This is a genomic window from Rhizobium sp. NXC24 (genome assembly GCF_002944315.1).
Lineage (GTDB): Bacteria > Pseudomonadota > Alphaproteobacteria > Rhizobiales > Rhizobiaceae > Rhizobium.
In genome coordinates this window covers 798,298-819,235 of the sequence record NZ_CP024311.1, presented here as the reverse complement: position 1 = coordinate 819,235, position 20,938 = coordinate 798,298, and the positions used below count along the sequence as shown (strand labels likewise).

Below are 20,938 nucleotides of genomic sequence, written 5' to 3'. Positions count from 1 at the left end.
CGGGAACAGGCGCCCAAAACCCGGACCTTCCGGCCGCTTAAAGCGCGCGGAAGGCCGGGCCAATAATTCGTATCGATAGGCTCAGCCGAAATTGGGTCATGGTTGGCGGTTCATAGGCGTTTTTTGCATGGAAAGAAAGAGGGATCAGCCGCCGCAGGGCATAGAAAGCCGCTGATGCTTCCACCCGCGGCCAATCGGAGCCCGCCCAATCAGGCCCGTGCCGCGTGACAATCAAGAAAAGGCGATGAACCGGTCGATATCCCCGAGCGGGCGGACGCCGGCGAGCAGCGCCCTCGCCTCCTCCTCATCCTTCCTGATCTGCGCCACCAGCGGGTCGAGGCCGTCGAACTTCAGTTCGGGCCGGAGATAACCGAAGAAAGAGACGGAACAGATCTGACCATAGAGATCGCCGCTGAAGTCGAAAACGAAGGTTTCGAGCAGCGGCGCCCCGTTGTCGGTCACCGTCGGGCGCCGGCCATAGCTGGCGACACCATCGCGAATGACGCCATCGGCGGCGCGAAAGCGCACGGCATAGATACCAGCCTTCAGCTCCGCTTCCGGTGGCAGCCGCATATTGGCGGTTGGGAAGCCCAGCGAGCGGCCGAGTTTTTCGCCGCCAATGACCTCTGCCTCGACCGTATAGCGATAGCCGAGCAGACCTGCAGCCTCCGCGACCTCGCCTTCCACCAGCAACGTCCGGATGCGGCTTGATGACACCACTTCGGCATTTTCATCGCGAAAGGCGTCGATCAGCGTCACGCCGAAGCCGTTCTTGCTGCCGGCATTCATCAGGAAGGCCGGACCGCCCTGGCGATCATGGCCGAAATGGAAATCGAAGCCGGTGACCACTTCGGAAGCATGCAGCCAGTCGATCAGAATCGAATGGACGAATTCATCGGCGGAACGCTGCGAAAAGGCCCGGTCGAAAGGATATTCAATGACGGCGTTGAAGCCGATCGCCTCGAGGAGTCGCGCCTTCAGCGGCGCCGGCGTCAGGCGGAAAACCGGCTGATCGGGCCTGAAGACGGTCCGCGGATGCGGCTCGAAGGTCAGGACCAGCGCCGGCACGCCGCGCTCCCGGGCGATCTCCAGCGCGCGATCGAGCACGGATTGATGGCCGCGATGCACGCCGTCGAAATTACCGATGGCAATGACGCCGCCTTTCAGATTGTCCGGCAGCGGTTCGCGGGTCTCATTGCGATGGAAGACGGTCATCGGCTACCACTCTCCTCAGACAAGGCGCGGCATCCACCACTTCGGCGACGCCTGTTCGCGCGCCAGGAAGGCGCCAAGCGCTGCCTCGTCGGTGTGACCGTCGACGACATATTCGCGGGCATGGATACCATGGCTTATATAAAGAAGATCGAGGCCGTAATCGAGCGCGCCGCGCACATCGGTCGGCATGCCGTCACCGATCGCGACAACACGCGACATCGGGAATTCGCCGCGCGCTTCGCGGGCCGCTGCGATCGAGGCATCGTAGATCGGCTGATGCGGCTTGCCGGCAATACGCGTCTCGCCGCCGAGCCGATCGTAATAAGCGGCCATGGCGCCGGCGCAGGGGATCATGCGGTGGCCACGCTCAACGACGAGATCGGGATTGGCGCAGATCAGCGGCACGTTGCGGGCCGACCAGGCTTTCAGCATGTCGGTATAATCGTCGGGGGTCTCGGTTTCGTCATCGAAGAAGCCGGTGCAGACGATGCATTCGGCCTCATCGGCTTCGACGCGTTCTACATCCAGCCCTTCGATAATGGCGATATCGCGCTCGGGACCGAGCAGAAATACCTTTTTTGGACCCTCGGCAATCAGGCGGCGGGTCACGTCGCCGGAGGTAACGATGCGGTCATAGGCGCTGTCGGGAACGCCGATCTGGCGCAATTGCTCGACCACTTTCGGCGCCACGCGGGGAGAATTGGTGATGAGGACGACGGTCAGCCCTTCGCCGCGCGCAGCTTCCAGCGCAACCGGCGCGTCCTCATATACCGACACGCCGTTGTGCAGCACGCCCCAGACATCACAGAGCGCGACATCATAAAGTTTGCCGATCTCGCGGAAGCTTTCGATACGCTTGCCCATGCAGTCCTCGTGGTCAAAGAAATCACGGGCTGACATTGCAAACCGGCCGGCAAATTACAAGAGCGGAGCGCAGGTTTTTGCACCGCACATAGACCGCTTCCGATTCATCCGGCGAAGCGCAGCAGGCAACCGGCCAAGGCAGATATGCCGAGTACGGTTGCCACCCCTGCCCGATGACGGAAGACGAGCACAGTGGCGAGAATGAAAAGCAGCAGCGCGGAAACATCAAGCGTAGTCCAGACCGGCCAGGCAATGCCGGCGATCGGAACGTTGGCATAGTCCCCACCCTGAATCTTGACGCGGTGGCTCAAAAGAACGAGCCGCCCGGTATCGGCGAAGAGCACATGCAGGCCAAACCAAACCGACAGATTGGCCATGACGCCGACGATCGCAGCCGTTATCGCGGCAAGAGCCGCCGACAGACCGGCGTGACCGCGCAGACGCTCGATGAAAGGGGCGCCGGCGAAAATGAAAAGAAAGCTCGGTGCGAACGTCGCCCACGCCGCGAGGCTGGCGCCGAGGAACCCTGCCGTCAACGGATCGAAGCCGAAGGGATTGCGGAAGCCGGCCATGAAGCCGACGAAACAGAGGACCAATACTAGCGGTCCTGGCGTCGTCTCCGCCAGCGCCAGACCATCCAGCATCTCGCCCGGCCGCAGCCAGGCGTAATGCTGGACAGCGGTCTGCGCGACATAGGCAAGCACGGCATAGGCGCCGCCAAAGGTAACCACTGCCATGCGGGAGAAGAAGGAGAAGATGGCGCCGAAGACATTTGTGCCGCCACTTAGCGTTTCGGCGACAATATCCTTGGGTCCATTTATGACATGGATCAGCAACAGCGGCGCCTGCCAGATCGCCAGCCAGCATAAGAGCGTGACCGCAGCGGTCCGCAGGCGGCCACTTCGCAGCGCTCCGATGCCGATATTGGTAATGGCAAGCCGAGGCAGTCGCGGCCGCCAGTGATCATCATGATAAGCGCGATAGAGAACCCGGCCATAACCCGAGAGGCCGGCCAAAAGCACCACCAGCGGAAATGGCAGATCGAAGACGAAAAGCAGAGTGAAGCTTGCGATCGCGACTGCAATATGAAAGCGGGTTCTCAGCGCCCGGCCGCTCAGCCGGATCAGCGCCTGCAGCACGATCGCCAGCACACCGGCCTTAATGCCAAAAAAGACCGTCGCAAGCAGGGTGGTATCGTGAAACAGGGCGTAGAAGGCCGATAGCGCCAGGATAACGGCGAAGCCCGGCACGATGAACAGAAGCCCCGCGATCAGGCCGCCACGGATGCCATGCAGCAGCCAGCCGATATAGGTGGCGAGCTGCTGCGCCTCCGGTCCCGGCAGCAGCATGCAATAGCTCAGTGCATGCAGAAAGCGCTCTTCATCGATCCAACGCTTCTCATCGACCAGAATGCGATGCATCAACGCGATTTGCCCGGCCGGGCCTCCGAAGCTTAATACGCCAACGCGCGCCCATACACGCGTGGCCTCACTAAGGGATGGGGTCGCGGCGAGATCGTCAACCAAAACGGTTTCACTCACGATTTTTTTGCTCCATGCGATACCCAGTCATGCTTTTCCTGCGTCGCGTCGCGCGCCCAGCGATAAAGCGCGTCATAACACAACATCCCTGCATCCAACTGTTCAATATCGTCAGCATACATGCGCGACAATCCGAGCGAGACGGCAAGCAAGCCGGCCGCCTGCGGTTCGAGGTCGAGCCTGTTGGTATCGGCGCCCCTGACGATGCGGGAAAGATGATGAAGCGCCGGGAGTTCGAGCCGGAATTCCTTTACCATCGTATCGAAAGTGCATTCCTCGTCGCGATGGCTCCAAAATACCCCTTCCACGTCGAAGGGCGTCGCGCCGAAACGTTGGGCGACGCCGTCGACTTCCTGAGGCGTGACAAAGAGAAACGACGCGCCGGGATCGACGAAGCGGCGGATCAGCCAGGGGCAGGCGATGCGATCGATCTTCGGCCGGGCGCGGGTCACCCACACGGTCGCACCCGACGCATTGGCTCCAGGCAGAATCGAAACCGGGATCAGCGGCAATCCCGCCGCCCGCCAGGCATCGAGGCCACCATCGAGGATTTCCGCCGCAGCACCGGCCAGCCGCAGCCAGGCGGCGACGCCTTCGCTGAGCTTGCCGCCATGCTGACAGAGGCAGACAACATTGCGGCCGCGAAATTCGGCGGCCCAAGCCTGAACGTTCTCATGATCCCGACGTCGCGAGGCCGGCAGCAGATAAGGATCGGCCTCAAAATCATCGGCGTCTCGAACATCGAGTATTGCGGGCGCTTTCGGCGTACCCAGCAGACGAAGAAGCTTTTCGGGAGTGATGGCGTTGAACGAAGTCATGTTACGTCCCTTCCAAAAGAGATGGACGCGAAACTCCGGCATGACGCCTCGTGGGGTATTCGCAAACCCCATATTGAAGATTTTCCGGCAAAAGCTGCGGCGAGTCAACGAAGAGCTGTCCGAAAAAATTCACGGACACATTCTTGACTCGTTTAGCGCCCAATCCTAAATCACCGTCCGCTAGCACTCGCTGAGGCAGAGTGCTAACAAAGCCCCATACGGATCCCCGCTGATCCGTGAATGTCATTTGATCGAGGGATTAGACAATGGCAAGCACCAATTTCCGCCCCCTTCATGACCGTGTCGTCGTTCGTCGCGTCGAGTCGGAAGAAAAGACCAAGGGTGGCATCATCATTCCGGACACCGCCAAGGAAAAGCCGCAGGAAGGCGAAATCGTCGCCGTCGGTTCTGGCGCCCGTGATGAATCCGGCAAGGTCGTAGCACTCGACGTCAAGGTTGGCGATCGCGTTCTGTTCGGCAAGTGGTCCGGCACCGAAGTCAAGCTCAACGGCGAAGACCTTCTGATCATGAAGGAAGCCGACATCATGGGCATCATCGGCTAATCCAGCCGATTTCCCCTTTTCCGATAAAGCTGACGGGCCATAAACCCGGACAACGCGAATTCAGGAGTTTCAAACATGGCAGCTAAAGAAGTAAAATTCGGCCGCAGCGCCCGCGAAAAGATGCTTCGTGGCGTCGACATCCTCGCTGACGCAGTGAAGGTCACGCTCGGCCCGAAGGGTCGTAACGTCGTTATCGACAAGTCCTTCGGCGCTCCGCGCATCACCAAGGACGGCGTCACCGTCGCCAAGGAAATCGAACTCGAAGACAAGTTCGAAAACATGGGCGCACAGATGGTCCGCGAAGTTGCTTCGAAGACCAACGACATCGCCGGCGACGGCACCACGACCGCAACCGTTCTCGCCCAGGCCATCGTTCGCGAAGGCGCCAAGGCCGTTGCAGCCGGCATGAACCCGATGGACCTGAAGCGCGGCATCGATCTCGCCGTTGCTGAAGTCGTCAAGGATCTCCAGGCCAAGGCCAAGAAGATCAACACCTCGGAAGAAGTCGCACAGGTCGGCACGATCTCCGCAAACGGCGAAAAGCAGATCGGTCTCGATATTGCTGAAGCCATGCAGAAGGTCGGCAACGAAGGCGTCATCACGGTTGAAGAAGCCAAGACCGCCGAAACCGAACTCGAAGTCGTCGAAGGCATGCAGTTCGACCGCGGCTACCTCAGCCCCTACTTCGTGACCAACCCGGAAAAGATGATCGCCGACCTCGAAGACGCGTTCATCCTCCTGCACGAGAAGAAGCTCTCGAACCTGCAGGCCATGCTTCCGGTTCTCGAAGCTGTCGTGCAGACCGGCAAGCCGCTCCTCATCATCGCTGAAGACGTCGAAGGCGAAGCTCTTGCTACGCTCGTCGTCAACAAGCTGCGCGGTGGTCTGAAGATCGCTGCCGTCAAGGCTCCGGGCTTCGGCGATCGCCGCAAGGCCATGCTGGAAGACATCGCCATCCTGACGGGCGGCACTGTCATCTCCGAAGACCTCGGCATCAAGCTCGAATCTGTCACCCTCGACATGCTCGGCCGCGCCAAGAAGGTTTCGATCTCCAAGGAAAACACCACGATCGTCGACGGTTCGGGCGCTAAGTCCGACATCGAAGGCCGCGTTGCCCAGATCAAGGCCCAGATCGAAGAAACCACCTCCGACTACGACCGCGAAAAGCTGCAGGAACGTCTTGCCAAGCTCGCTGGCGGCGTTGCCGTCATCCGCGTCGGCGGCTCGACGGAAGTCGAAGTCAAGGAAAAGAAGGACCGCATCGACGACGCTCTGAACGCGACGCGCGCTGCTGTTCAGGAAGGCATCGTACCGGGCGGCGGCACGGCTCTGCTGCGCTCCTCCGTCAAGATCACCGCAAAGGGTGAAAACGACGACCAGGAAGCCGGCATCAACATCATCCGCCGTGCTCTGCAGGCTCCTTGCCGCCAGATCGCTGAAAACGCTGGTGATGAAGCCTCCATCGTTGTCGGCAAGATCCTCGACAAGAACGAAGACAACTGGGGCTACAACGCTCAGACGGGCGTCTATGGCGACATGATCTCCATGGGCATCGTCGACCCGGTCAAGGTCGTTCGCACGGCTCTGCAGGACGCAGCTTCGGTTGCTTCGCTGCTGATCACCACCGAAGCCATGATCGCCGAGCTGCCGAAGAAGGACGCTCCGGCTGGCATGCCAGGCGGCATGGGCGGCATGGGCGGCATGGACATGATGTGATAGGGCGTCAGCCCGATCACAGGAATGTCCATAAAGCTTCGCCCATGCATCTTTGATGCTTCAGGCCGCCAAGCGGCCTGAAGTGGCGGCATGGACATGATGTGATAGGGCGTCAGCCTTATTGCGACTGTTCGTTCCGGCATCCGGAATTGACGAAGGGCGGCCCTCGGGTCGCCCTTTTCATTTATGATGAACCTGCCGCCGCGCAAGGTTCGACAGATTTTGTAACTGCGCAAATTTACGCAAATTGCCCCATTGCCGTTTTTATAAAAGCTCCTATAAATCGCAGCGCAATGACGTTCGGGGGGACTGTTGCAGAGCACACAAATTTTACTTGATTTCGGCCCACCTTATCCGCGGGCAAGCACCGTCATAACCTTTTGGATAGATAGTTCAGGTAGAATCATTACTTGAAGTGACTTGAAGCATTCAATTGACGATCCGGAAGCACGCCCGGGGGGATGGGTTCAGCGAGGATGCCTTCGCGATCCATAGCTGTGCAATATACGGAGCCACGCTCTGATCAATAAGGCATGGAATTCGATTGAAGCGCGCGCAGGGGAACCCGCGCCTCAAGCTGGGGAATATCTTGTTCAAGATCGCCAAAGCCAATCTTGCTGCACCTTTCGCTCCGGGGTCATTGGAGTTCAGTGGACATGACCCTGATCTTCTGGCGCAGTTCTGTGTCTCCGAGGGATGGACCGGTGATTTATCGAGCGGCATCATCAAGCTCGGTCAATGGGGCACGATGCTGCACGGGTTGACTTCGTCCGAATGCGGCCTGTTGAGCCTGATGCATTGCTACGACGCCCATGACCGTGCCCGCATCCTCGACCTGTTCGAGCAGGCAGCAACCGCCTCGTCCAGCTTCTGCTACTCCACCACCGCACTCGGCGTCGGGGGCCACCGCCAACCGATCTTCTGCGTCGGCGAATCCATCGGCACGGAAGGAAAACACGCCGGCAGCATGGTGGGCGTCTTCCTGTTTCCGCGTTTCAAGCTCGAGCCGGGCAGCCAGTTGGCGAGCCGGCAGTAGATCCTAAACGCAAAAGGCCGATCCTTTCGGACCGGCCTTGCATCTTGCGCGGAAATACTCGCGATCAATCCCGTTTCGGGATGTTCAGCCCGCGTTGGCTCGCCGGGCGAGCGATAGCGCGTTCAAGCCAATCCGTGACCGCCGGGAAACTTGCGAAATCGAGAACTTCCCGGCCGCCGTAAAAGACATCGACGCCCCGGACCCACGGAAAAGTGGCAATGTCGGCGATGGTATATTCGTCGCCCATGATCCACTGGCGGCCCTGCAGGCGGCTTTCCAAGACGCTCAACAGGCGCTTGCTTTCATCACGATATCGCTCGACCGGATAGGCGTTGTTGGCGACCTTGTCGGCGGCGAATTTGAAGAAGTGGCCGAACTGTCCGAACATCGGGCCAATGCCGGCCATCTGGAAGAACACCCATTGCAATGTTTCATAGCGCCCGGCCGCATCCCGGGGCATCAGCTTACCTGTCTTTTCGGCGAGATAGACGAGGATGGCACCCGATTCGAACAGGCCGATCGGCTTACCGTCAGGGCCGTTGGGATCGATGATCGCGGGAATGCGGCCGTTGGGATTGAGCGAGACGAATTCCGGCGACTTCTGGTCGTTGGTGCTAAAGGAAATCAGATGTGGCTCATAGGGAAGGCCAAGTTCTTCGAGCGCAATCGATACCTTGACGCCGTTCGGCGTCGGCAGTGAGTAGAGCTGGATAATATCCGAATTGCTGGCAGGCCAGCGCTTGGTAATTGGAAATGAAGACAGATCGGCCATGGGGCTTCCTTCTGAAAATCATGATTTGGCGAATGAATTCGCGCCAACATAATCGATATGGAGCATATGGGAAGATGTCGACCGCAGGGAGATTGTTCAACAATTGTGAACTAATCGTGCGCACTTGTTTATCTTTCCAATCGCACTAAAATCGCGAATAACGGGTCTCAGAAATTGTCGCTCGCGGCACTCACCACCTTTACAGGAGACCGTCATGTCCAACACCAATAACATCATCATCCTTGTGGCGCGCATCCTGCTCGCCTTCATGTTTATCTTCGCCGGCTTCGGCAAGCTTGCCGATCCGTCAAGCACCGCAGGCATGATTGCCGGCGCCGGCATGCCTGCCGCCACGCTTCTCACCTATCTCGCTGGTGCCTTCGAATTCGTGACCGGCGTCTGCGTTCTCGTCGGCTTCCAGATCCGCATCGTCGGCTGGCTGCTCGCCCTGTTCTGCGTCTTCACCGGCATTGTCTTCCACCTGCCGACCGTCAACGTTCCTGACTTTCCGGCTGCCGCCAATGGCTGGATCAACGGCCTGAACTTCGTCAACTTCCTGAAGAACGTCACGCTCGCTGGCGCCTACATCATGCTCGCCACCAATGGCCCGGGCGCCTATTCGCTCGACGCACGCCGCGGCGCCTACGCAGCCGCCTGATCGCTCAAGGCCTCCCAAGCATCAAAAACCCGCCGGAATTTCCGGCGGGTTTTTTGTATCGTCAAACAGATCGGCAAATATCAAAGCGCGCCGCGTACGGCGACGATGATGCGCTGAACCAAGGGATCGCTCTCATGGCTTTCCTTGCGCGCCCGGACGAGGCAGGCCTCGGAGCGCAAGATGATCCCATCAGACAGAACCTTCAGATGGTTCGCCCGCAAGGTCGAGCCGGTGGAGGTGATGTCGACGATGATGTCGGCCGAGCCGGAAGCGGGTGCTCCTTCGGTGGCGCCGAGGCTTTCGACGATGCGATAGAGCTGGATGCCGTGCTGGCTGGAGAAGAACTGCTGCGTCAGCCGCCAATATTTCGTCGCGACCGTCAGCCTGCGACCATGACGGGCGCGGAAATCGGCGGCGACGTCGCCGAGATCAGCCATGGTATCGACATCGAGCCAGATATCCGGCACCGCGACGACGACATCGGCATGACCAAAACCAAGCCTTGCGCAGAATTCGACACGGCGATCGGCCTCCGCCATGCCTTCGCGCACGAGATCTTCGCCGGTAATGCCGAAATCGACGCTGCCGTTGCCGATCTCGCGCGAGATTTCCGAGGCCGACAGGAAAGCGATCTCGACGCCGTCCCAGCCTTCGACACGGCCGCGATAGGAGCGATCATTGCCGACGGCGACGATGGGCATGCCGGCGCGCTCGAAGACCGCCGAGCAATCGTCCTTCATGCGGCCCTTGGAGGGAAGCGCTATGGTGATGGTCATCAGGCGGCCCTCGCGGTTTCGATGCGGTCGAGCCAGAGCGCGAAGCCGACGGCCGGAATGTGGTCCTTGGCGCCGAGCAGTGTCAGCAGCCGGTCAAAACGGCCGCCGCCGGCGAGCACTGCCGGCGATCCTTCCACCATCACCTCGAAGACGAGGCCGGTGTAATAGTCGAGCGGACGGCCGAAGGCGGCGCGATACTCGATCTGGGCAGCGTTGACGCCGGCCTTGGCAAGGGCCGCAACGCGGGCATCGAAACGCTCAAGCGCAGTTCCGAGCTTCAGCCCGGCCGCATCGGCAAAGCCGGCCAGCGCGGAAGATGCCTCGGCGAGCGGCAGGCGGAGCGACAGGAATTCCTCCAGGACACCGAAAGCGGCATCATCGAGCCGCGTTTCCGAGAGAACCAGCTTTTCGCGAAGACGGCGGGCGATCTCCTGCGGCGAGCGGCTGGCATTGGTGGAATAGCCGGTCGCCTTCATGGTGCTGTCGATATGCTTGACCAGCCCCTGCTCGTCGCCGCGCGTCAGAAAATCAAACACATGCGGATCAAGGCCAGTGACCGGCTGCGGGCTTGCGAGCCGTGCCAGCAGCGTTTGGAGCTGCGTCATATTGCCGAAGGCATGCACCAGGCGCTTCTGCCAGCCGGAGGGCAGACCGAGCGCCTGCACGACGGCCTCGAAAACGGCTTGATCGCCGAGCGTCACCGATAGCGCCCTGCCCGGCACCAGCCGATTGAGAATGCCGATGGCATCACCGATGAGGCGGGCGTCGGCGCCGGCGATATCGCGGTCGCCAAGATCTTCTATTCCCGCCTGATAGAATTCATTGCCGCCTTCGCGGCGCTGGCGGAAGATCTCGCCAAGATAGGAATAGCGCTTCGGCGTACCGGTCGCGGTCTCGATATGACGCAGGCAGACAGGAATGGTGAATTCGGGACGCAGGCAGAGGCTGGCACCGGTCTCGTTCTCCGTCATGAAGATACGGCGGCGCAGGTCTTCGCCCGCCATGTCGAGAAAGGGCTCGGCCGGCTGGATGATCGGCGTATCCACCCGCTCCGTTCCGCGGGCACCGAACTCGGCTAGGAGATCGCCGGCAAAATCTGGGAGGTTGATCAGGGGCATGGGAGTACCTCCTCCTTCTCCCCGGCGGGGAGAAGGGAATAGACGCATCTTCCATCGCCCTTCAACCTCGTGAAGATCGACAGGGCGCGACACAAGAGGTCGTCCCCTCGCCCCGCCTGCGGGGAGAGGGCTAGGGTGAGGGGCAAGGCCGCACACTCAGACATTGCCGGCCGCCCTCTTGCGGTCTTCCGCCTGCGCCGCCAAAATCTCCTGCACCTTGGTCACCAGATCGGCTTCCGGCGCGGTTTCCTGCGCGACGCGGGCCTCGCGCCAGCTCGCATTGTCCTCGATCTCGCCGGAGAGGCGCTTGCCCTCGATCAGATCCTTGAGTTGCACGACACCTTGCGCGCGCTCGTCGCCGCCCTGAATGATGGCGATCGGGCAGCCGCGGCGATCGGCATATTTGAGCTGATTGCCGAACTTCTTCCAATTGCCCTGAAACATCTCGGCGCGGATACCGGCGGCGCGCAATTGCTGCGTCATCCGCTGATAGCGGCCCATCGCCTCGACATCGCCGTCCATGACGGTGACCAGGACGGGGGCGATCACCTCGTCCTGACCGAGCTTGCCAAGATTCTTCAAGGCCGTCATCAGGCGCGAGACGCCGATGGAGAAGCCCGTGGCCGGAACCGGCTGCCCCATGAAACGTGAGACGAGTCCGTCATAACGGCCACCGCCGCCAACCGAGCCGAAGACGACCTTTTCGCCCTTTTCATTGGTAACGTCGAACAGGAGCTCGGCTTCGTAGACCGGGCCGGTATAATATTCGAGGCCGCGCACGACGGACGGATCGATCTTGATGCGATCGGAATGATAGCCGGCGCTGGTGACGAGCGAGCCGATCAGGTTCAGCTCCTCGACGCCTTCGCTGCCGTTGGACGTGCCGGCGACAAGCTCAGCAAGCCGGACGGCACTTTCGGCATAATCCTTGATACCGACGAAGAAGAGCACCTTCTCGATTTGGTCGGCGTTCAGCCCGGCACCCTTGGTGAAATCGCCGGACTCGTCCTTGCGGCCCGGCCCGAGCAGCAGCGCAACACCTTCCGGCCCGAACTTGTCGAGCTTATCGATGGCGCGCAGCACGTTCAGCCGCTGGCCCGCCTTGTCGTCGCCGCCGAGACCGATCGCCTCGAGCACGCCATCCAGAACCTTGCGGTTGTTGACGCGGACGACATAGTCGCCGCGCTTAATGCCAAGCGACTCCAGCGTGTCGGCCATCATCATGCACATTTCGGCATCGGCCTGCACGCCCGGCGCGCCGACCGTATCGGCGTCGAACTGCATGAACTGGCGGAAGCGGCCCGGGCCTGGCTTCTCGTTGCGGAAGACATAGCCGGCACGATAGGTGCGGTAGGGAAGCTGGATTTCGTTGAAATTCTCCGCGACATGACGGGCGAGCGGCGCCGTCAGGTCGTAGCGCAGCGACATCCACTGCTCGTCGTCATCCTGAAGCGAGAATACGCCCTCGTTCGGACGATCGCTATCGGGCAGGAACTTGCCGAGCGCATCGGTATATTCGAACAGCGGCGTTTCGACGGGATCGAAACCATAATGCTCATACACGGCCCGGATCTTGGCGGTCATTTCGTTGACGGCGCGAATATCGCTCGCCGAACGATCGACAAAGCCACGCGGCAAGCGGGCCTTGAGCTTCTGCGGTTTCTTTTGTTTATCGCTCATTTGCAGGATAATCCGGTACGGGAACAGTGGCGGTTAACTAGCGGATAGCGCGGGATGCGGCAAGGATTGTGTATGTTCTCATCTGACAAAACTGACAGTGACAGACGGACCTGAAGCATCTATATTTGGGATACACGCATCCCGACTGTTACAGGGACCAACTTTAATGAGCAAGCAGACAGCTATCCGTTTGCCAGATGAGACCTATGAGCGCCTACAGGCTCTGGCCGAACGCACCGGTCGTACAGCAACCTACTATATCCGGCAGGCGATTGAAGCACATCTGCAGGACCTGGAGGACGTGTATTTGGCTGAGCGGGCCATGGAGCGGATTAAGAAGGGCGAAGACGAGATCGTAAGCTCCGAGGAGTTCTGGCGTGGTCTGGACGATTGAGTACGCCCGATCTGCTCGCAAATTCGTTGAAAAACTCGACCCAAAGACACGCAGGAGAATAAGGGACTTTCTGGAAGAGCGTCTTCCGAGCCTGCACGATCCGCGCCAGGTCGGCGACGCTTTGCAAGGTGCAAAACTCGGAAACTATTGGCGTTATCGGGTTGGCGACTATCGGATCATTTGCGATCTGCAGGATAGCCGGCTGGTCGTGTTAGTCGTCGAAATCGGCAACCGTCGCGACATCTATCGTTGAGCGCCCCTTACTGCGGTGTGCGTGGGAATTTGAGCGGACGACCCGGACGTGGAAACCATGCCCTATGCGATCAGCCTGAAATCCACCAACAATACGGCGTTGCCTGTCCTCGATCTCTGGCGGCAGGCCAGCGCCTTTGAAACCGTGCCGTCGATGCAAGGGCTGAACTATCCTCCGCATCTGACCTTTGCCATCTACGAAGATATCTCGCCAGACCGTCTCTGCGAGGCCGTTCGCAAGGCTTTTCACGAGATTCCGGCAATGTCCGTGGAATTCTCAGGCATCCGGCACTTCAGGCATGACGTGCTGGTACTTTGGGCGCGTCCCGTCGATGATAGCGCCTTGCGACACGCCCACGAGGCTGTTCACCGAGAAATCGATCCTATCCTATGTGATGAGCATTATCGTCCCGACCATTGGCAACCTCATTGCACGATCGCGATGAAAATCCCGATGGCATCGGCCGAAACAGCGCTGACCTGGGCTGCGGAAACGCCGGCCAGGTTTACCGTGACGTTCGATGTTGCCGATTGCGTGAGATATCCTCCCGTCGAGATCCTGAGCGCGGTCAAACTGGCGCCTCGCTATGCTGCCGGGGGCCCTTGAGCCCAATCAAGTACGGCAAGTAAGTCAGAGAGTGGAGGCGGCTCTATGCCGCTTCTTTCATTGTTCGAGATGCGTACGGCGAAATACAGTATCCAACCAATCGGAAACGGCTCGGATGCGAACGAGGTGGCGAAGCTCGGCGTGTATGAGCAGCCATATCCCACGCGTCGGCGGGTTTCTGTCGCCGCTATCGACGCGACAAAGCCCATCGACATTGTCGGCCAGAATTTTCGGCAGGAGCGCGCGCCCTAATCCTGCAACAGCAGCCTGAAGCAGAGCTTCGGCATCGTTGACCGCAAGCGGACTGGAACGGCCGGATTTTTCCGCCTGCACTCAATTCATAATATCAGGCAGGCGTGCCGCCAGGAGGTCTATGACCGCACGCATCTTCAACGAGAGCTGCGGCACCTGCGGCCAAACCGCGTAGACATTGACGGCTCGACTGGAAACATTCTTCAGCGCCGGCGTGAGCGTGCCGGCAGCCACGTAGTCACGCACCAGCCAGCAAGGCAGCCACGCGATCCCCATCCCGGACGCCGCCGCGTCGGCAAGGACCTCCAGATCATCGAAGCGCAGACGCGTTTCGGGAAAATAATCAACGGCCGTGCCGTTCTCCTGCAGGAAGGTCCATTTCTTCGTTTCGCCCGATCTCGCATAGACGATGAGGTCATGGCCGGCGAGGTCGTCGATGGCCTGCGGCGCGCCTCTTGCGGCAAGATAATCCGGCGACGCGCAGAGCGTCATGCGATGAAGGGCGACCTTGCGGGCGGCAAGGCCGGCTTCATCGCGCAGCACGCCGTTGCGAATGGCCAGATCGAACCCCTCCTCAAAGAGATCGACCACCCGATCACTGAAGGAGAGATCCAGTTCGAGCTTGGGATGCATGCGGGCTAGTTCCAGCAGCAGCGGCGCGGCACAGCGGCGGCCGAAGAGGACGGGCATGGAGATGCGCAGGCGCCCCGTGACCTCGCGCTTTCCCGATTCCAGCATGGCCTCGCCCGACTGTATCTCGTCCAGTGCCCGGCGGCAGCGCTCGTAAAAAGCCTGGCCTTCATCTGTCAGGCTCTGCATGCGCGTGGTGCGATGAAACAGGCGAGTGTTCAGGCGCCTCTCCAGTCTTGCGATGGCCTTGCCGATCGCCGAGCGCGACAGATTCATGCGCGCCGCCGCCGCCGAAAAGCCGCCGGCTTCGACTGCCTCCACGAATTCCGGAATGCCGTTGAGCATGTCATTCATGACGATTGCTTCCTCATAGGAACCAGTTAGCGGAATTTATATCGCGACTGACGATCAAGAGGCAACGATATAGTGGCTCCATTGCTTCCAATTCCTCACAGGAGATCATGATGACGAAGATTATGAAGCGCTGGACCCTCGAGACAATCGCCGTCGGCGCCCCCTTGAACCTCACGGAAACAGCGGTTCCCACGCCTGCCCGCGGCGAAGTCCTCGTGCGGGTCAAGGCGGTTTCGCTGAACTATCGCGACAAGCTCGTTCGCGAGACCGGCATGGGCCTGCCGATCCAATTTCCCTTCGTGCCGGCTTCCGACATGACGGGCGTCGTCGAAGCGGTGGGAGACGATGTCACCAGATTTTCGACCGGCGATCGTGTCATTTCGACCTTCCACCCGGGCTGGATCGACGACAAGCCGCTCGGCGATGCCCGCAATCCTCCTTATAAGACGCTTGGCGGCTTCTATCCCGGCGTTCTCTCCGAATATATCGCCGTGCCGCAGGACTGGCTCGTCTCGGCGCCCAAGAGCCTCAATGACGCCGAGGCAAGCACACTGCCTTGCGCCGGTCTGACGGCATGGTTCGCCTTGGTGGAACGCGGCAAGATCAAGCCTGGCGATCGCGTGCTGGTGCAGGGAACCGGTGGCGTGGCGCTGTTCGGCCTGCAGATCGCCGCCGCCCAGGGAGCCGAGGTGTTCGTGACCTCATCAGGGCCGGAGAAGCTGGCACGGGCAAAGGCGCTCGGTGCCCATCACGGCATCGACCGCAATACCAGCGATTGGGTGGAGGAGGTCTATCGCATTACCGACGATCGCGGCATCGACCATATCATTGAAATCGCCGGCGGACCGAACTTCGCTCAGTCGCTGAAGGCGGTGACGCCTCATGGCCGTATTTCCGTCATAGGTGTTCTGGAGGGCTTCGACATTTCCGGTCCGGCGGCGCCGCTGCTTTTGAAGTCTCCCGTCGTGCAAGGCATCAGCGTCGGCCATCGCCGCTCGCTTGAAGATTTCGTACGTGCGGTGGACAGCATCGGCCTGAAGCCCGTCATCGCCCACCGCTATGCTTTCGGCGAGGTTCCGGAGGCCTTCGATCATCTCGATCGCGGTGCCTTCGGCAAGATCGTCATCGAGCTTTGATAGCAGCCGGGCCGCCGCGAAGGGCGGCACGGCCTTCGCAGGATATCAAGCCTTCGGTTCAAAAGGCTGCGGCCGGCGGGCGGCGCCTTGGCGGGGGATCATCCAGCCGGGATATTCCGCAGCCAGCGCGCTGACCTCGTCCAGCTTGGCGAGATCGTCTGCATCGAGCTTCAGCTTGACCGCTGCCAGATTCTGGTCGAGCTGGTCGAGACGCTTGGCGCCGATGATGATGCTGGTGACGAAGGGTTTCGCCAGGATCCAGGCGAGTGCCACGGTCGCGACGCTCGCGCCGTGTTTTTCGGCCACTTCGCGCATGGCGGCAACGCAGGCCCAGGCGCGATCCTTATCGACGGGCGGGAAGTCGAAGCTGGCGCGGCGTCCTTCGCCGTTGCCGGGTGCACCCGGACCATATTTTCCGGAAAGAAGACCGCCGGCAAGCGGCGACCAGACCATCAGCCCAAGCTTCTCCTCAGCCATCAGCGGCACGATTTCGCGCTCAAGATCGCGGCCGGCGATGGAGTAATAGGCCTGCACCGTTTCGAAGCGGGCAAAGCCGCGGCGTTCGGAAATGCCGAGCGCCTTGGCGATACGCCAAGCCTGCCAGTTGGATACGCCGACATAGCGCACCAATCCGCGAGAAACGAGATCATCGAGCGCACGCAAGGTCTCATCGATCGGCGTCACCGAATCCGTGGCATGGATCTGGTAGAGGTCGATATGATCGGTCTGCAGCCGCTCTAGGCTGGCTTGGACCGAATCCATGATATGGCCGCGCGACGCGCCGCGATCGTTGGGCATGTCACCCATGACACCGTAGACCTTGGTGGCGATGATGACGTCCTTGCGCGGCACGCCGACATTCTTCAGGGCCTGGCCGAGCAGCTTTTCCGAATTCCCGACGGAATAGACATCAGCGGTGTCGATGAAGTTGACGCCGGCAGCGAGCGAGCTTTCGACGATCTTATCGGCCGTCGCCTGATCGACATCGGCGATGGCACCCCAGGTGCTGTTAGGATTGGCTTCGCCGAAGGTCATCGTACCCAGGCAAAGTTCTGAGACGAACATGCCGGTATTGCCGAGTTGATTATAACGCATTTGAAGAAATCCCTTGTGATCCGCCGGAAGGCGGCTTCCGGCCGGTGAATTCTTGTCTCTTGGCTATTGACCTCGGCATGACAGCCGCTCATTCGCGCTGCCTTGGGGAGGTCCGGAGAAGGTCATCGAGGAGCGGTCTTGGCGCCGCCGTCATCAAGACAACATCGACATAATGCACCGGAATCCGATTTCAACGCGATACCCGGCACCGATCACGATGCAGTTACCAGCGCTTCACTCTTGCCTCCATTTCGACGCGCGATAGACTCTCACATCCATTTAATCGGCAAGAGCAAGAATTTCGATGACGCAACGACCCTTGACCACGATCGGCTTCGATGCCGACGACACGCTCTGGCAAAACGAACAATTCTATCGTCTGACGGAACGGCAGTTCATCGAACTGCTTGCCGACTATGCCGAGAGCGAGAATATTTCCCAAAAACTGCTGGAAGCCGAAAAGCGCAACCTGCACCGTTACGGCTTCGGCATCAAAGGTTTCACGCTGTCGATGATCGAGACGGCGATCGAGATCACCAAGGGCGAAGTGCCGACGGCAGTGATCGCGCAAATTCTCGACATCGGCCGCATTCTGCTCGCCCATCCCGTCGAAACACTTCCCAATGTGCGGGAGACATTGGAAGCCCTGACGGGCAATTACCTGCTGGTGCTGATCACCAAAGGCGATCTTTTTGATCAGGAGCGCAAGCTTGCGCAATCGGGCCTCGGCGATCTCTTCGATGCCATCGAAATTGTCTCCGACAAGAATGCCTCCACCTATCGCCGTATTTTCTCCAAGGTCGGTGACGGGCCGGAGCGGGCGATGATGGTCGGCAATTCGCTGAAGTCAGACATCGTGCCCGCGCTCGCCGCCGGCAGCTACGGCGTCTTCGTGCCGCACGAACTTACCTGGGCCTTCGAACACATCGACGAACCGACCGAGGCGCCGAGATTTCGGAAGATCGGACATCTTGGGGAATTACATGGAGTGATCGAGGGGCTGTCCTAATCATCCTTCACCACCCCTTATTTTGCCTTCGGTGGAAACAACACGGGCGCCTGATCAGCCGGCTTGTTCGATTGTTGTGTGGCCGGCGGGTTGGGATCGATGAGGATTTCGTAGGGTGCGCCGAGGCCGCGGCGGCGGGTAACGCGGGAGTAATAGGGCTTGATCAGCCAGGTCGTGTCCTCGTTGACGGTAACATCGGCGACCATGCCATCCTCATCGGTGCCGAAGAAGGATTCGTCATCATTCGAGGAGAGATCGAAGATCGCCATATAGGCGTATTTGCTCTTCGAGCTGAAGGTGATGCGGACGTGCTGGCCCTTCTTGAGCGGCAGCGTGTAGACCTTACCTTTGCCAAACTTCGTCCAGCCCGTCAATTTCTCCACGACGGCAGGGAAACCGAGCTTTTCCACGGTTTCGCCGCGATCGAGTTGCGGAAGCGGTGTCTGCTCAGCGCCCTGGGTGCTGTCATCGTCCTGAGTATCCTGCGCATAAGCGGCTTGACCGCCGAGCAGGGCGAACGCGAGCAAGGAAAAGGCAAGCATCACGCGTTTCATGGCCGTACCAATGCACTGCGCATCGCCTCCACCTCTTTCCGGCAATAGCAGCCTTCGATGTGATCGTTGACAAGGCCCATGGCCTGCATGAAGGCATAGACTGTGGTGGGGCCGACGAAAGTCCAGCCGCGTTTCTTCAGATCCTTCGAGATGCGCACCGACACCGGCGTCGTCGGATTGGCGACGAGGGTCGGATAATCGACGAAGGCCGGCCGCTCTTCGGCTGATGGCTCGTGGCTCCAGAAATATCGGGCGAGCGAGCCGAATTCCTGGCGCAGCTCAATCGCACGGCGGGCGTTGTTGATGGTGGAGACGATCTTGCCGCGATGGCGAATGATGCCGGCATCGCCGAGGCAGCGTTCGATATCGGCCTCACCGAAATCGGCCACCTTCTCGAAATCGAAACCGGCAAATGCGGCGCGGAAATTCTCGCGCTTGCGCAGGATCGTCAGCCATGACAGGCCGGATTGAAACCCCTCCAGGCAGATCTTTTCGAAAAGCCTGATGTCGTCGATGACGGGCCGGCCCCATTCCTGATCATGATAACGCTGATACTCCGGCAGATTGCCGTGCCAGAAGCAACGGTCCTTGCCATCCTCACCGGTGATGATGCCTGTTCCGGCCATTGTTGCAGTTCGTCCCCTATTTCAGAACCCGATCCCGAAAACTGGCGGGCAGCTCTCGGATAAGATCATGCCAATCAAATACTTAAGATCGAGAGAACGATTCGAAGGCAAGTCATCCCGATTCACGGTTTACCACTTGCAAACCGTCTTTCCAAACCAAGCGGTAACCCTGACAAAGGTTTATCGGCTTCGCGGCATTTTGATGAATAGATGTTTACCATTCGCTGGCGCGCAAGTGGCACCATGTTCCTGACCGGGCGCAATTACGCCCATCCTCGGCCCGTTTGTAGAGAGTTTGTCCGATGATGAAACAATGCATTTTATTTGCCGCCGGCGCTTTGAGCCTGCTCGCCTCCGGCGCTTTCGCCGACGACCGTTACCAGTCGCGCCCGCCTGTCATCGTCAGCCCCGATCTGACCGCCCCCTGGGTGATGCAGCTCGGCGGCGCCGATGTGCAGCCGGCGGTCTATCCCTCTCGCCGCATGGTGCGCCAGGCCGTCAATCCCATGAACAATCCGGCGGAAGACCAGGCCGTCAATCCGCAGGTACGGCGGGTAATCCAGCCGCGCGGCCTGTTTTCGCGTCCCGTCGTGCAGCAAGTCGCGGTCGTGCGGCCGCAATATCCGGCGGTCCGCGGCCAAATCGACCCGCAGTTCCTGCCGCAGATCGTCGACTACCCGACCAAGGAAAGGCCGGGCACCATCGTCATCGACACCAACGATCGCTTCCTCTATCTGGTGATGGACGGCGGCAAGGCGCGGCGCTACGGCGTCGGCGTTGGCAAACCCGGCTTCGAATGGGCCGGTGCCCATACCATCACCCGCAAGCAGGAATGGCCCGATTGGACGCCGCCATCGGAAATGTTGGCGCGCGAAGCCGCAAAGGGCCACTATCTGCCGGCCCATATGGAAGGCGGCGAAGCCAATCCGCTCGGCGCCCGCGCCATGTATCTCGGCTCGACCCTCTACCGCATCCACGGCACCAATGCGCCCTGGACGATCGGCAATGCCGTGTCATCCGGCTGCATCCGTCTACGCAATGAAGACGTGATCGACCTCTACGATCGTGTAAAAGTCGGGACACGCGTTATAGTGATGTGATTGCTACCAAGATTGCTGCGCACGGCGCGATCGGCGCAGCAACCCTGTTGTAAGCATTGATATAACTCGACAATAACGCTCTTTCGGATGCTGGAACGGGCAGCCGCTCCATCGGCGCGATCTTTGTCATCCGCGATTTCATCTTGATCCTATCGCAAGTTTCGTTAGTTTC

At 60.1% G+C, this 20,938-nt stretch carries 23 protein-coding genes; 10 read left to right on the top strand and 13 right to left on the bottom strand.

Features of this window, described 5'->3' with window-relative positions; genetic code table 11:
* Positions 1-231: 231 nt before the first annotated feature.
* The 4 genes from NXC24_RS04020 to NXC24_RS04005 form a co-directional block, all read right to left on the bottom strand.
* On the bottom strand, positions 232-1,215 hold the full coding sequence (locus tag NXC24_RS04020; RefSeq protein WP_104822128.1) for a bifunctional riboflavin kinase/FAD synthetase: 984 nt from the start codon (positions 1,213-1,215) through the stop codon (positions 232-234).
* Positions 1,216-1,230: 15 nt separating this feature from the next.
* Entirely contained in the window at positions 1,231-2,079 is an 849-nt protein-coding gene (locus tag NXC24_RS04015) for a TIGR01459 family HAD-type hydrolase (protein WP_104822127.1), read from the bottom strand.
* Between the two features lie 104 nt (positions 2,080-2,183).
* On the bottom strand, positions 2,184-3,620 hold the full coding sequence (gene chrA, locus NXC24_RS04010; RefSeq protein WP_199773520.1) for a chromate efflux transporter: 1,437 nt from the start codon (positions 3,618-3,620) through the stop codon (positions 2,184-2,186).
* Positions 3,617-4,438, bottom strand: a complete 822-nt coding sequence (locus tag NXC24_RS04005; RefSeq protein ID WP_104822125.1) for a sulfurtransferase/chromate resistance protein — start codon at positions 4,436-4,438, stop codon at positions 3,617-3,619. The genes chrA and NXC24_RS04005 overlap by 4 nt, the downstream gene beginning before the upstream one ends.
* Positions 4,439-4,704: 266 nt before the next feature.
* Here NXC24_RS04005 and groES point away from each other — a divergent pair, with 266 nt between their 5' ends.
* The 3 genes from groES to NXC24_RS03990 all read left to right on the top strand — a co-directional run bounded on the left by groES (position 4,705) and on the right by NXC24_RS03990 (position 7,753).
* Entirely contained in the window at positions 4,705-5,001 is a 297-nt protein-coding gene (gene groES, locus NXC24_RS04000) for a co-chaperone GroES (protein WP_004109735.1), read from the top strand.
* Between the two features lie 75 nt (positions 5,002-5,076).
* The gene (gene groL / locus NXC24_RS03995; protein ID WP_104822124.1) at positions 5,077-6,717 is read left to right on the top strand and encodes a chaperonin GroEL; all 1,641 of its coding nucleotides are present in this window, start codon (positions 5,077-5,079) and stop codon (positions 6,715-6,717) included.
* Between the two features lie 589 nt (positions 6,718-7,306).
* Positions 7,307-7,753: a hypothetical protein gene (locus NXC24_RS03990; RefSeq protein WP_199773562.1), complete on the top strand. Its 447-nt coding sequence runs from the start codon at positions 7,307-7,309 to the stop codon at positions 7,751-7,753.
* Positions 7,754-7,817: 64 nt separating this feature from the next.
* Here the strand turns inward: NXC24_RS03990 and NXC24_RS03985 are convergent, their stop codons facing one another.
* Positions 7,818-8,525: a glutathione binding-like protein gene (locus NXC24_RS03985; protein ID WP_104822122.1), complete on the bottom strand. Its 708-nt coding sequence runs from the start codon at positions 8,523-8,525 to the stop codon at positions 7,818-7,820.
* A 214-nt stretch (positions 8,526-8,739) separates the two neighbouring features.
* On the opposite strand from NXC24_RS03985, the gene NXC24_RS03980 reads away from it, so the two are divergent.
* Entirely contained in the window at positions 8,740-9,183 is a 444-nt protein-coding gene (locus NXC24_RS03980) for a DoxX family protein (protein ID WP_104822121.1), read from the top strand.
* Positions 9,184-9,263: 80 nt separating this feature from the next.
* Here the strand turns inward: NXC24_RS03980 and hisG are convergent, their stop codons facing one another.
* The 3 genes from hisG to hisS all read right to left on the bottom strand — a co-directional run bounded on the left by hisG (position 9,264) and on the right by hisS (position 12,757).
* On the bottom strand, positions 9,264-9,959 hold the full coding sequence (gene hisG, locus NXC24_RS03975; protein ID WP_104822120.1) for an ATP phosphoribosyltransferase: 696 nt from the start codon (positions 9,957-9,959) through the stop codon (positions 9,264-9,266).
* A complete protein-coding gene (locus NXC24_RS03970; RefSeq protein WP_104822119.1) occupies positions 9,959-11,077 on the bottom strand; it encodes an ATP phosphoribosyltransferase regulatory subunit in 1,119 nt (372 codons plus the stop codon). The genes hisG and NXC24_RS03970 overlap by 1 nt, the downstream gene beginning before the upstream one ends.
* Positions 11,078-11,233: 156 nt before the next feature.
* Positions 11,234-12,757, bottom strand: coding sequence for a histidine--tRNA ligase (gene hisS, locus NXC24_RS03965; protein ID WP_104822118.1), 1,524 nt, complete (start codon positions 12,755-12,757; stop codon positions 11,234-11,236).
* 166 nt (positions 12,758-12,923) lie between these two features.
* On the opposite strand from hisS, the gene NXC24_RS03960 reads away from it, so the two are divergent.
* From NXC24_RS03960 to NXC24_RS03950, 3 genes are read left to right on the top strand one after another with little or no spacing between them, the layout of a single operon-like run.
* Positions 12,924-13,151: a DUF6290 family protein gene (locus NXC24_RS03960; protein ID WP_104822117.1), complete on the top strand. Its 228-nt coding sequence runs from the start codon at positions 12,924-12,926 to the stop codon at positions 13,149-13,151.
* Entirely contained in the window at positions 13,135-13,404 is a 270-nt protein-coding gene (locus tag NXC24_RS03955) for a type II toxin-antitoxin system RelE/ParE family toxin (protein WP_104822116.1), read from the top strand. The genes NXC24_RS03960 and NXC24_RS03955 overlap by 17 nt, the downstream gene beginning before the upstream one ends.
* Positions 13,405-13,461: 57 nt before the next feature.
* Positions 13,462-14,010, top strand: a complete 549-nt coding sequence (locus NXC24_RS03950) for a 2'-5' RNA ligase family protein (RefSeq protein ID WP_104822115.1) — start codon at positions 13,462-13,464, stop codon at positions 14,008-14,010.
* 57 nt (positions 14,011-14,067) lie between these two features.
* On the opposite strand, the gene NXC24_RS03945 is transcribed toward NXC24_RS03950, so the two are convergent.
* Both NXC24_RS03945 and NXC24_RS03940 read right to left on the bottom strand, forming a co-directional pair.
* The gene (locus NXC24_RS03945) at positions 14,068-14,343 is read right to left on the bottom strand and encodes a LysR substrate-binding domain-containing protein (protein WP_104822114.1); all 276 of its coding nucleotides are present in this window, start codon (positions 14,341-14,343) and stop codon (positions 14,068-14,070) included.
* Complete coding sequence (locus NXC24_RS03940) at positions 14,344-15,246, bottom strand: LysR family transcriptional regulator (protein WP_104822113.1); 903 nt, start codon at positions 15,244-15,246, stop codon at positions 14,344-14,346.
* Between the two features lie 110 nt (positions 15,247-15,356).
* On the opposite strand from NXC24_RS03940, the gene NXC24_RS03935 reads away from it, so the two are divergent.
* Positions 15,357-16,382 carry an NAD(P)-dependent alcohol dehydrogenase gene (locus NXC24_RS03935; protein WP_104822112.1) on the top strand — a complete coding sequence of 342 codons (1,026 nt, stop codon included), beginning with the start codon at positions 15,357-15,359 and terminating at the stop codon, positions 16,380-16,382.
* A 45-nt stretch (positions 16,383-16,427) separates the two neighbouring features.
* Here NXC24_RS03935 and NXC24_RS03930 read toward each other — a convergent pair whose 3' ends face one another.
* Positions 16,428-17,477, bottom strand: a complete 1,050-nt coding sequence (locus tag NXC24_RS03930) for an aldo/keto reductase (RefSeq protein WP_104822111.1) — start codon at positions 17,475-17,477, stop codon at positions 16,428-16,430.
* 304 nt (positions 17,478-17,781) lie between these two features.
* Here NXC24_RS03930 and NXC24_RS03925 point away from each other — a divergent pair, with 304 nt between their 5' ends.
* Positions 17,782-18,486: an HAD family hydrolase gene (locus NXC24_RS03925; RefSeq protein WP_104822110.1), complete on the top strand. Its 705-nt coding sequence runs from the start codon at positions 17,782-17,784 to the stop codon at positions 18,484-18,486.
* 17 nt (positions 18,487-18,503) lie between these two features.
* Here the strand turns inward: NXC24_RS03925 and NXC24_RS03920 are convergent, their stop codons facing one another.
* Positions 18,504-19,040, bottom strand: a complete 537-nt coding sequence (locus tag NXC24_RS03920) for a hypothetical protein (protein WP_104822109.1) — start codon at positions 19,038-19,040, stop codon at positions 18,504-18,506.
* Complete coding sequence (locus NXC24_RS03915; RefSeq protein WP_104822108.1) at positions 19,037-19,666, bottom strand: DNA-3-methyladenine glycosylase I; 630 nt, start codon at positions 19,664-19,666, stop codon at positions 19,037-19,039. Before NXC24_RS03915 ends, NXC24_RS03920 begins: the two co-directional genes overlap by 4 nt.
* Positions 19,667-19,968: 302 nt before the next feature.
* On the opposite strand from NXC24_RS03915, the gene NXC24_RS03910 reads away from it, so the two are divergent.
* On the top strand, positions 19,969-20,766 hold the full coding sequence (locus NXC24_RS03910; protein ID WP_104822107.1) for a L,D-transpeptidase: 798 nt from the start codon (positions 19,969-19,971) through the stop codon (positions 20,764-20,766).
* Positions 20,767-20,938: the final 172 nt, after the last annotated feature.

Coding starts and splice junctions, on each gene's coding strand:
- hisS (WP_104822118.1), bottom strand. CDS start 12,757: ATGAGCGATAAACAAAAGAAACCGCAGAAGCTCAAGGCCCGCTTGCCG.
- NXC24_RS03960 (WP_104822117.1), top strand. CDS start 12,924: ATGAGCAAGCAGACAGCTATCCGTTTGCCAGATGAGACCTATGAGCGC.
- hisG (WP_104822120.1), bottom strand. CDS start 9,959: ATGACCATCACCATAGCGCTTCCCTCCAAGGGCCGCATGAAGGACGAT.
- NXC24_RS03985 (WP_104822122.1), bottom strand. CDS start 8,525: ATGGCCGATCTGTCTTCATTTCCAATTACCAAGCGCTGGCCTGCCAGC.
- NXC24_RS03910 (WP_104822107.1), top strand. CDS start 19,969: ATGATGAAACAATGCATTTTATTTGCCGCCGGCGCTTTGAGCCTGCTC.
- NXC24_RS03950 (WP_104822115.1), top strand. CDS start 13,462: ATGCCCTATGCGATCAGCCTGAAATCCACCAACAATACGGCGTTGCCT.
- NXC24_RS03930 (WP_104822111.1), bottom strand. CDS start 17,477: ATGCGTTATAATCAACTCGGCAATACCGGCATGTTCGTCTCAGAACTT.
- NXC24_RS03980 (WP_104822121.1), top strand. CDS start 8,740: ATGTCCAACACCAATAACATCATCATCCTTGTGGCGCGCATCCTGCTC.
- NXC24_RS03935 (WP_104822112.1), top strand. CDS start 15,357: ATGACGAAGATTATGAAGCGCTGGACCCTCGAGACAATCGCCGTCGGC.
- NXC24_RS04020 (WP_104822128.1), bottom strand. CDS start 1,215: ATGACCGTCTTCCATCGCAATGAGACCCGCGAACCGCTGCCGGACAAT.
- NXC24_RS03970 (WP_104822119.1), bottom strand. CDS start 11,077: ATGCCCCTGATCAACCTCCCAGATTTTGCCGGCGATCTCCTAGCCGAG.
- NXC24_RS03925 (WP_104822110.1), top strand. CDS start 17,782: ATGACGCAACGACCCTTGACCACGATCGGCTTCGATGCCGACGACACG.
- NXC24_RS03915 (WP_104822108.1), bottom strand. CDS start 19,666: ATGGCCGGAACAGGCATCATCACCGGTGAGGATGGCAAGGACCGTTGC.
- NXC24_RS03940 (WP_104822113.1), bottom strand. CDS start 15,246: ATGAATGACATGCTCAACGGCATTCCGGAATTCGTGGAGGCAGTCGAA.
- NXC24_RS04005 (WP_104822125.1), bottom strand. CDS start 4,438: ATGACTTCGTTCAACGCCATCACTCCCGAAAAGCTTCTTCGTCTGCTG.
- groES (WP_004109735.1), top strand. CDS start 4,705: ATGGCAAGCACCAATTTCCGCCCCCTTCATGACCGTGTCGTCGTTCGT.
- NXC24_RS04015 (WP_104822127.1), bottom strand. CDS start 2,079: ATGGGCAAGCGTATCGAAAGCTTCCGCGAGATCGGCAAACTTTATGAT.
- NXC24_RS03920 (WP_104822109.1), bottom strand. CDS start 19,040: ATGAAACGCGTGATGCTTGCCTTTTCCTTGCTCGCGTTCGCCCTGCTC.
- groL (WP_104822124.1), top strand. CDS start 5,077: ATGGCAGCTAAAGAAGTAAAATTCGGCCGCAGCGCCCGCGAAAAGATG.